The sequence below is a fragment of the bacterium genome (genome assembly GCA_030652805.1).
Classification (GTDB): Bacteria; JAHJDO01; JAHJDO01; order JAHJDO01; family JAHJDO01; genus JAHJDO01.
Window position 1 is genome coordinate 1 of sequence record JAUSPT010000029.1, and the last position, 9,019, is coordinate 9,019.

The window sequence follows — 9,019 nt, forward strand, 5'->3', positions numbered from 1 at the left end:
GTAAAAACTAGCTGTCTTTCTCATTTGGCAACTCCTCCGATATGGTAGATTCTTGCTCCAAACATTGCTCGCTAGCTCGCAATGTTTGGATGTCTTCTATCATACCACGAGTGTTACCTATGTTTCTCAGCCTCCGCATAATTTATTTCATTTGTAAGCGAAAATTTGACATAAACAGGTTGTTATGTTAACCTCCTGTTTGAGGATAAACCTTTAAACTAGTTCTGAGAAGCTAGTAAGGAAAAGAAATATGATAAAAGAAGAGACCTTCCTAAGTTTTTTAGGGAGGTTTTTTATTTATGTAAATGAGCTTTTGTGATTGGAGGAATGAATATGGGTTTGAAAGAAAAAGGGCTAGTTATGGACAAAGAAGGTGTAGAGAGGACAATCAGCCGTATAGCTCATGAAATAGTTGAGAAAAATAAGGGAACAGATAATCTGGTAATTATTGGCATAAGAACCAGAGGGGTCTTTCTTGCAGAGAGAATAGTAGAGAAAATAAAACAAATAGAAAAGTCCGTTATTCCTATTGGCGTACTTGATATAACTCTTTATCGGGATGATTTAAGCACTATTGCTTCCCAGCCAGTGGTTCATAAGACAGAGATCCCTTTTGATATAACGAATAAAGTGGTTGTTTTAGTGGATGATGTTCTTTATACGGGTAGAACTATACGAGCAGCATTAGATGAACTGATTGATTTTGGCAGACCAAAGGCAATCCAGCTAGCAGTTTTAGTAGATAGAGGACATAGAGAACTACCTATCCGAGCTGATTATGCGGGAAAGAACGTCCCTACTTCTCAGAGGGAAATCGTTGAGGTTAGATTGGAAGAATACGATAAAAAGACAGAGGTTATAATTATTGGGAAATAGGCAAAGGGAAAGGGATAGAAATGGAATGGAATAGAAAAGATCTTCTTGGACTGGAGGACTTAACAAAGGAAGAGATTAAGCTGATTTTAGACACAACAGAATCATTCAAAGAAATATCAACGAGAGAGATAAAGAAAGTACCGGCATTAAGGGGAAAGACTATTGCAAACTTGTTCTTTGAACCTAGTACAAGAACAAGGATTTCTTTTGAGCTCGCAGAGAAGCGCCTGAGCGCAGATGTGGTAAACTTTTCTGCTTCAACAAGTAGTCTCTCAAAAGGTGAGACATTCATTGACACAGCAAAAAATATTGAAGCTATGAAAATAGATTGTGTTGTGATACGTCACAGCTCTTCAGGTGCATCCTATATGCTATCAAAAAAGCTAAATGCCAGTGTTATAAATGCTGGAGACGGAACTCATGAGCATCCAACGCAGGCACTTCTGGACATGTTTACAATAAGAGAGAAAAAAGGCGGATTAGAGGGACTTAAGGTAGCGATTGTTGGAGATATCAGACACAGCCGTGTTGCAAGAAGCAACATCTGGGGTATGAGGAAAATGGGGATAGAGGTGAGAATATGTGGGCCGAAGACATTATTGCCTGTTGATATTGAAAAAACGGGTGCAAAGGTTTTCTATCATATAGAACATGCCATAAAGCATGTAGATGTTATTATGGCACTAAGGATTCAGAAAGAAAGACAAGGACAAAGTTATTTCCCGTCAATAAGAGAATATTCAAAGTTCTATGGGCTCACAAGCGAGAGACTTAAGTATGCAAAAGGGGATGTTTTAATAATGCATCCAGGCCCTATAAACAGAGGTGTTGAAATTATGCCTGAAGTAGCTGATGGACCGTATTCAGTTATTCTCGAACAGGTAACTAATGGACTTGCAGTTCGTATGGCTGTTCTCTATCTTGTTATGGGCAGTAAAACTAAGGAGGTGAGCGCGTGAAACTACTCATTAAAAACGGAACTGTTGTTGATCCATCTCAACATATAAATGAAAAGACGGACATATTGATAGAAAATAATAAAATATGCAAATTAGGTAAGAATATCAGGGAAAACGGTTGTGAGGTATTCAATGCTAAAGACATGATAGTTTCTCCCGGATTTATTGATATGCATGCTCATCTGAGAGAACCTGGAAGGGAAGATGCAGAAACAATAGCCACAGGTACTCGATCTGCTGCAAAGGGCGGGTTTACGTCAGTTTGCTGTATGCCGAATACAGAACCCGCAATAGATAATCAGTCTGTTGTAAAGTTTGTTTTAGAAAAAGCTAAAAAAGAAGGTAAGGTCAATGTGTTTGCTATAGGTGCAATTACAAAGGCGCGAAAGGGGACCGAACTTGCAGAGATTGGAGATATGAAGCATGCGGGAATAGTTGCTGTTTCAGATGATGGTAATTGGGTAGAAAATTCTGCTCTCATGAGAAGGGCACTTGAATATAGTGAGATATTTAATATTTTGGTAATATCACATTGTGAAGATAAGACGCTCTCAGGGAAAGGAATGATAAACGAAAGTTATATTTCAACTGTCTTGGGACTGGAAGGCATTCCAAGGGAAGCAGAGGAAATTGCTGTTTTTAGAGATATAAGCTTAGCAAAGATGTTGAATACCAGAATACATATTGCTCATGTGTCAAGCGGAGGAACAGTAGAATTGATAAAAGAGGCTAAAACCCGCAATATAAAGATCAGCTGTGAGGTAACACCCAACCATTTCACATTAACAGAACAAGCTATTAATGGTTATGATACAAATACGAAGGTTAATCCCCCACTGAGAAGCGAAGATGATATTCAAGCCATAAAAAACGGGCTTGCTGATGGAACAATAGATGTTATAGCAACAGACCATGCTCCTCACACAATAACAGAGAAGGAATATGAGTATGATAATGCCCCGTTCGGAATTATTGGTTTTGAGACAGCTATAGGGCTTGCCCTTACAGAACTTGTTCACAGCAAAGTTTTATCATTATCCAAGCTTATTGAAAAGCTCTCTTGCAATCCCGCAAAAATTCTTGGGTTTAAGACAAAAGGAACATTGAAAATCGGCTCAGACGCAGACATAACAATAATAGATGAGAATAAGAAATGGGTCGTAGATGTAAACAGGTTTCTCTCAAAAAGTAAAAACTCACCGTATCACAATAGAAAATTGAAAGGCAAAGTAGTAGCAACCATTGTTGGCGGAAAGATTGTATTTTATGATTCAATAAGAGAGAGCAAATGACAGATTCTCATATTACTGAACAAAAAGTCAAGCGCTACAAACATGAAATATTCATGTTCAGAAGATGGAATTTTGCCTTCAATATCGCTGAACACTCCTTTGATGTATTTGGCAGAACATTTGTTTCAACAGTAACGGTATTACCAGTTTTCTTAAGCTTTCTCACAGATTCAAAAACTGTTATAGGGCTGATTCCTGCTATTTTCGTTTTTTTCTGGCTGGTTCCACAGATATTATCAGCATATTTTACAGAACCAATTAAGCAGAAAAAAAGAATAATTGTTTTTCTCAAAATAATCTATGCTTTCCCATGGCTGATACTTGCTATTTATTTTCTCGTTTTTTTTAAAGCATCTTCCCAACTAGCTCTTGTTGTTTTCTTTATTGCGTTTGCCATTTATTCTCTTTTTGGAGGACTGGCTACACCAACATGGCTTGCTTTTGTTGGAAAATTAATCTCAAGGAATAGAAGAGGTGTTTTTTATGGATACTGGTATATAATAGGGACAGGACTTGCTGTATTTGGAGCTTTTGGCATAAAATATATCCTTGCAGCATACCCCTTCCCTGTTAATTTTGCCATATGCTTTTTATTGGCATTTTCATTTCTCTGCCTTGCAAACACTTTTCTTGCTATAACAAGAGAGCCTCATGCTCCAAAAGCTGCTGATAGAACATCTCCTAAGGAATATTTTTCCAATGCTAAATCAATCCTGGGAAATACATCTTTTTTAAGATTTGTTCTTTGTATGATAATGTCAGCTTTTGGCCCAACAATGACAAATGTATTTTATATTATATATGTAAGGGAAAAATTTAATGTGCCCATTGGAGATGTTGGAATATTTACAGCAGTTCTTCTCATATCACAGATTATAGCAGCTGCTATCGGAGGCAAATTAACGGATAAACTGGGAGCAAAAAAAGTATTTACAGCTAGCAGATTAATTGCTGCATTTTGCAGTATATGGGCTTTGATGACTAATAACATTGCAGGTGCGTATATTATCTTTATCATTATGGGCATCTGTGTAGGGTTCACGACAGTTTCTTATCACAATCTTATTCTTGAATTAGCGCCTTCTGATAAAAGGGCGACATATATAGGGTTGATAAATACCATACGAGCTCCCTTTACTGCTATTAGTCCAATCATCGGAGGAATGATAATAGACTGCATTTCTTACAGATTGCTATTCATTCTCGCTACTATCAGCTCATTAATCGCTATGATTATAATTAGTTTGCCTATAAAGAAGAATCCACGAGTGGCATGAGAACAAAAATTTTCATCTTATTGTTTCTACAAGTTACTGCGCTTGCTTATTGTGAGGTCAATTTGGTTCCAAATGGTGATTTTGAGAACGGACGGCTTATGCCTGCTCATTGGGGATCTAATGCGAGAAAGGATTCTACAGTCCAGGTATATGAAAGTGCAAAAGGCAAAGTAATAGAAGACAAAAATCTCCTGTGGAATAAGACTGAATCGCCTACGGGTAGATGCGTAGAATTCAGACTTAACGAGCCAGCAAAGCAATGGACTTCAATCGCTGCAACAAGCGGAATGGAGTATGAAAGCGAATATATTCCTTGCGCATATAACCAGAAATATAAGCTCAGTATAGATATTAAAAGCGTAGGTATTAGTGGAAAGGAAAACGGCCCCAAGGTTATTGTGTTTGTAAAAGCGTACGGGTATGATAAGAAAAAGATGAAATCCTTTGAGGTGTATCGTGCTCCTATGCATTGTTACCCTGAAAACCCCGGAGATTGGAGTACATGCTCAAGAACATTCAAAATTAAAGTATCAACTGCTCAGAAAATGAAGGTAGTTGTGTATGCATACTGGCCAAAAGGTGTTGTGTATTTTGATAATGTAAGATTGATAGAGATCAACGAATGAAAATTTTTAATGTCAAAAAAGAAATAATAGAAAACAAAAAAGTCTCTTCCAATTGTTATAGAATGACATTCGAGTCAAAAGAGATAGCTTGCAGAGTAAAACCAGGACAATTTCTGCATATAAAATGCTCGGATACATATGATCCCTTATTAAGAAGACCCATCAGTGTTCATAGTATAGAAAACAATATTATTGGAATTCTTTATAAAGTAATTGGAAGAGGAACAGGATTATTATCTAAGAAGACCTCAGGAGATCCCATAGATGTTATAGGTCCATTAGGCAATGGTTTTGATTACCAATTAGTTTCCAATTGCCAATTGCCAATTCTTGTTGGGGGAGGTATAGGAATTGCCCCCTTATATTTTCTTGCTCAGAGACTTGTTGAGAGAGGCTCAAATATAACCGTCCTTATTGGTGCGAGTGATAAATGCAACATTCTCTGCATAGATGAGCTTAAAAAATTGGATTGCAAAGTGAAAGTATCTACAGATGATGGAAGTTTTGGTCTTAGAGGCACAGTTATAGAACTGCTAAAAAAAGAAATCTCTTCTACAAATTCAAAATTAAAATTATTCGTCTGCGGACCTGTCCCTATGCTGAAACAGGTTAATCAATTAGTTTCAAAGGATAATGTTTCCTCTCAGGTCTCATTAGAAAGGCAAATGGCGTGTGGTGTTGGAGCGTGTATGGGATGCAGTATAAAAATCCGAAATCCGAAATCCGAAATCCGAAAAAATAAGATGTTTGATTATAAGCGGGTTTGTAAAGACGGTCCTGTTTTTGATATTAAAGAAGTGGTTTGGGAGGATATATGAGACAGTTAAGTCTTGATATAAACATTGCTGGAATAAAGATGAAAAATCCAATAATAACAGCTTCTGGCACATTCGGATATGGCTTGGAGTATTCACAACTAATAGATATAAAAAAATTTGGAGCAATTGTTACAAAGACTATAACACTGGAACCAAGGATTGGTAATCCACAACCTAGAATTGTGGAGGTAGTTGGTGGTATGCTGAATTCAATAGGACTTCAGAATCCAGGAGCTAAAGTTTTTATTGAAGAAAAGCTACCAAAGCTAAAAGAGTATGGTGTGCCAATTATAGCAAATATTTCAGGCAGCAAGGAGGCAGAGTTTGTCAAACTTGCTGATCTATTTAAAGATATTGGATTATCAGGTCTAGAGCTAAACATTTCCTGCCCAAATGTGGAACATGCAGGACTATTTGCCCAAGATGCAGATACAACTTATAAACTTGTTAGAAAGGTAAGAAAAGTTACAAGTTTGCCATTGATTGTTAAACTTACTCCTAATGTTACAGATATTACACTAATTGCCAGAGCGGCAGAAGACGGGGGCGCAGATGCAATATCCTTAATCAATACTCTAATAGGCATGAGTATAGATATTCAGACAAAAAGGCCTAAGCTGGCAAATGTCATTGGAGGGCTGTCAGGCCCTGCGGTTAAACCAGTAGCATTAAGAATGGTCTATGAAGTATCTAAAAAAGTACGTATTCCAGTAATTGGGATGGGGGGAATAATGACTTCAGACGATGCTATTGAATTTTTACTTACTGGGGCAAGTGCAGTTGCTATTGGCACAGCAAACTTTGTTAATCCTAATACTTGTTGTGAGATTATAGAGGGCATTAAGACCTATATGAGAGACAACAAGTTCAATAGAATGTTAGATATTATAGGACAACTTAGATGAGTAGTCTTTCTCTAAAGTCTTATGCAAAAGTTAATTTATTTTTGGAAGTATTATGGAAAAGAGATGATGGTTACCACGAAATTGAAAGCCTGATTCAAAAAATAAGTTTATGCGACAATATCCTGCTAGAAGATAGGCTGAAAGATATAACCATTCTCTGCCCAAACAAAAAAATCAACATTCCATCTAACCACAACAATCTGGCATACAAAGCAGCAAAACTACTTATAGAAAGATTCAATATTAAAAAGGGAATTTCTATTACAATTGACAAAAAGATACCTGTTGGATCTGGTTTGGGTGGCGGTAGCAGCAATGCAGCTTCAGTTCTCAAAGGATTAAATCAACTCTGGAATATTGGATTAAAAAACGCCGAATTACAGGAATTAGGAGCAGAAATAGGTTCTGATGTCCCATTTTTCATTAATGGTAAAACTGCACTGGTAAAAGGGCGAGGAGTAAAAATACACACTTGCTTTACTATGCCTAAAATATGGCTTGTTCTAGCTATTCCAAATATAAGTGTTTCAACAAAATGGGCATATGGAAGACTGGATAGGGAGTTGACAAAAAATATAAATAGTGCTAGATTGCCAAGACTTAAGAAGTTACAGGTAAAGGATATAGTGAATAATTTGTTTAACAGATTGGAGGGGGTGGTGTTTAAGGAATATCCTCTTATTAAGGCCATTAAGGAGAAAATGATAGCTTGTGGAGCAAGTGGTGCTTTGATGAGTGGAACAGGGTCTGCAGTTTTTGGTATAGCCTCAAGCAAAGACAATGCTTATAAAATAGCCAAAAAAATTTCTAATGACCCAAAATTAGAAGTAGCTTGTTATGTGGCAAGTGGTCTCTAAAGTAGTAGACAGCAAATTAAGGAGAGAATTTCAATGGAAATTACAGAAGTAAAAGTCAGACTAAGGGATAGAGAAGGAAATAAATTAAAAGCGTACGCAACTGTTACTTTTGACGATTCTTTTGTTGTGAGAGACTTAAAAATTATTGATGGAAGAAAAGGATTGTTTGTAGCAATGCCTTCTCGGCAGGTAAGAGAAGCATGTCCCAACTGCCATCATCGCAATGCTCTCAGAAGCAAATTTTGTAATCAGTGCGGCAAGGCTCTCGAATTTCAGAGTGTTCCAAGAAAAGAAGGAGAGGATAATAGATTAGATGAGCACAGAGATGTGGCGCATCCAATAACTACAGAAGCCAGAGATTATCTGCAAAAAAAGGTATTAGAAGCCTACGAGGTAGAAAGGGCAGAATTGCCTCAGGAGGTTAAACCCGAGCCTGGGATTGAACAGCCTGTAAGTACTGAACCTGGTGCTGAGCAATCGTCAGAACACGTTGAACAGCAGTCCGAAGATACTCCTGAGCAATCACCAGAAATTGAGCTTAATACTGATCAAATAGAAAAACCTGAATAGATAAGTAATTTAATTGCCCGGTGGTGTAATGGTAACACATCAGTTTTTGGTACTGAGATTCGAGGTTCGAGCCCTTGCCGGGCAACATATAGAATATCGCGGGGTGGAGCAGTCCGGTAGCTCGTTGGGCTCATAACCCAAAGGTCGTAGGTTCAAATCCTACCCCCGCTACCAAGCTAATAGTTTAATACACAAAGAGTTAAGGATAAGCTAGGAGAATTTTTCTTCTAGCCTTTTTCTTTCAGAGTAACTATAGCACCCTTATCAAAGCTTCTTGCAAATACATTACTGTCAAGGCAATTTAAAAATATCCCCTTTTTAAATTGCTACAAAGGGACATTATCATTTTGCCAGAACAGAAAATATAAATACCTAAAAACAAAATATATTAAAAGGTCTAATCTTTAATACAAAATATCTTATGTGTAGTTACAAAAGCGGGTTTTTCGTAGAAAAAACGGGGAAAAGCACTAGAAATATACGGGTTTAGTGTCAGCAACTTCCCATAAGGTATGTTATGTGAATATAGGATTTTCCAGAATACAAAAGCAGCTTAAAGCAGGGGAAACAAAAAGAATTTGAGATGAGTCAGGAAAAACCTATTAAAAAAATATTGTCGAGTAAACTCAGTGTAATACACATATGATAATGTCCTATTTGGCTTTTTATTAAAAAATCCTTGACATTAATTTTTGTTGTGTAATACACAAATGATAATGTCCTATTTGGCACATTTAGAAATGTCCTAATTTAAAGAGGCTATAATACCCGATTTAATAGGAGGGTATTATGGCAGAAAGGGATATTATCATGGCAAGTCAAAGAGAGCTAAAGCGGTT

Annotated in this window: 9 protein-coding genes and 2 tRNA genes; all 11 read left to right on the forward strand. The window is 37.0% G+C overall.

What is annotated here, in order from left to right:
- Window positions 1-327 precede the first annotated feature (327 nt).
- The 11 genes from pyrR to Q7J67_02205 all read left to right on the forward strand — a co-directional run bounded on the left by pyrR (window position 328) and on the right by Q7J67_02205 (window position 8,354).
- A complete protein-coding gene (pyrR, locus tag Q7J67_02155) occupies window positions 328-876 on the forward strand; it encodes a bifunctional pyr operon transcriptional regulator/uracil phosphoribosyltransferase PyrR (protein MDO9464089.1) in 549 nt (182 codons plus the stop codon).
- A gap of 20 nt (window positions 877-896) precedes the next feature.
- Entirely contained in the window at window positions 897-1,835 is a 939-nt protein-coding gene (locus Q7J67_02160) for an aspartate carbamoyltransferase catalytic subunit (GenBank protein ID MDO9464090.1), read from the forward strand.
- Entirely contained in the window at window positions 1,832-3,127 is a 1,296-nt protein-coding gene (locus tag Q7J67_02165) for a dihydroorotase (GenBank protein MDO9464091.1), read from the forward strand. Before Q7J67_02160 ends, Q7J67_02165 begins: the two co-directional genes overlap by 4 nt.
- On the forward strand, window positions 3,124-4,404 hold the full coding sequence (locus tag Q7J67_02170) for an MFS transporter (protein MDO9464092.1): 1,281 nt from the start codon (window positions 3,124-3,126) through the stop codon (window positions 4,402-4,404). The genes Q7J67_02165 and Q7J67_02170 overlap by 4 nt, the downstream gene beginning before the upstream one ends.
- Window positions 4,401-5,030 (forward strand): hypothetical protein, encoded by a 630-nt coding sequence (locus Q7J67_02175; protein MDO9464093.1) that lies wholly within the window; start codon window positions 4,401-4,403, stop codon window positions 5,028-5,030. Before Q7J67_02170 ends, Q7J67_02175 begins: the two co-directional genes overlap by 4 nt.
- Window positions 5,027-5,848 carry a dihydroorotate dehydrogenase electron transfer subunit gene (locus tag Q7J67_02180; GenBank protein ID MDO9464094.1) on the forward strand — a complete coding sequence of 274 codons (822 nt, stop codon included), beginning with the start codon at window positions 5,027-5,029 and terminating at the stop codon, window positions 5,846-5,848. The genes Q7J67_02175 and Q7J67_02180 overlap by 4 nt, the downstream gene beginning before the upstream one ends.
- Complete coding sequence (locus Q7J67_02185; GenBank protein MDO9464095.1) at window positions 5,845-6,753, forward strand: dihydroorotate dehydrogenase; 909 nt, start codon at window positions 5,845-5,847, stop codon at window positions 6,751-6,753. The genes Q7J67_02180 and Q7J67_02185 overlap by 4 nt, the downstream gene beginning before the upstream one ends.
- Window positions 6,750-7,610: a 4-(cytidine 5'-diphospho)-2-C-methyl-D-erythritol kinase gene (ispE, locus tag Q7J67_02190; protein MDO9464096.1), complete on the forward strand. Its 861-nt coding sequence runs from the start codon at window positions 6,750-6,752 to the stop codon at window positions 7,608-7,610. The genes Q7J67_02185 and ispE overlap by 4 nt, the downstream gene beginning before the upstream one ends.
- 33 nt (window positions 7,611-7,643) lie before the next feature.
- Window positions 7,644-8,180 carry a septation protein SpoVG family protein gene (locus Q7J67_02195; GenBank protein ID MDO9464097.1) on the forward strand — a complete coding sequence of 179 codons (537 nt, stop codon included), beginning with the start codon at window positions 7,644-7,646 and terminating at the stop codon, window positions 8,178-8,180.
- Between the two features lie 14 nt (window positions 8,181-8,194).
- A tRNA-Gln gene (locus Q7J67_02200) sits at window positions 8,195-8,265 on the forward strand.
- A gap of 12 nt (window positions 8,266-8,277) precedes the next feature.
- Window positions 8,278-8,354, forward strand: a tRNA-Met gene (locus Q7J67_02205).
- Window positions 8,355-9,019 lie beyond the last annotated feature (665 nt).

Bases quoted from the DNA above. Each gene is read 5' to 3' on its own strand.
- Q7J67_02160 (MDO9464090.1), top strand. From the start codon at position 897: ATGGAATGGAATAGAAAAGATCTTCTTGGACTGGAGGACTTAACAAAG.
- pyrR (MDO9464089.1), top strand. From the start codon at position 328: ATGAATATGGGTTTGAAAGAAAAAGGGCTAGTTATGGACAAAGAAGGT.
- Q7J67_02185 (MDO9464095.1), top strand. From the start codon at position 5,845: ATGAGACAGTTAAGTCTTGATATAAACATTGCTGGAATAAAGATGAAA.
- Q7J67_02180 (MDO9464094.1), top strand. From the start codon at position 5,027: ATGAAAATTTTTAATGTCAAAAAAGAAATAATAGAAAACAAAAAAGTC.
- Q7J67_02195 (MDO9464097.1), top strand. From the start codon at position 7,644: ATGGAAATTACAGAAGTAAAAGTCAGACTAAGGGATAGAGAAGGAAAT.
- Q7J67_02170 (MDO9464092.1), top strand. From the start codon at position 3,124: ATGACAGATTCTCATATTACTGAACAAAAAGTCAAGCGCTACAAACAT.
- ispE (MDO9464096.1), top strand. From the start codon at position 6,750: ATGAGTAGTCTTTCTCTAAAGTCTTATGCAAAAGTTAATTTATTTTTG.
- Q7J67_02175 (MDO9464093.1), top strand. From the start codon at position 4,401: ATGAGAACAAAAATTTTCATCTTATTGTTTCTACAAGTTACTGCGCTT.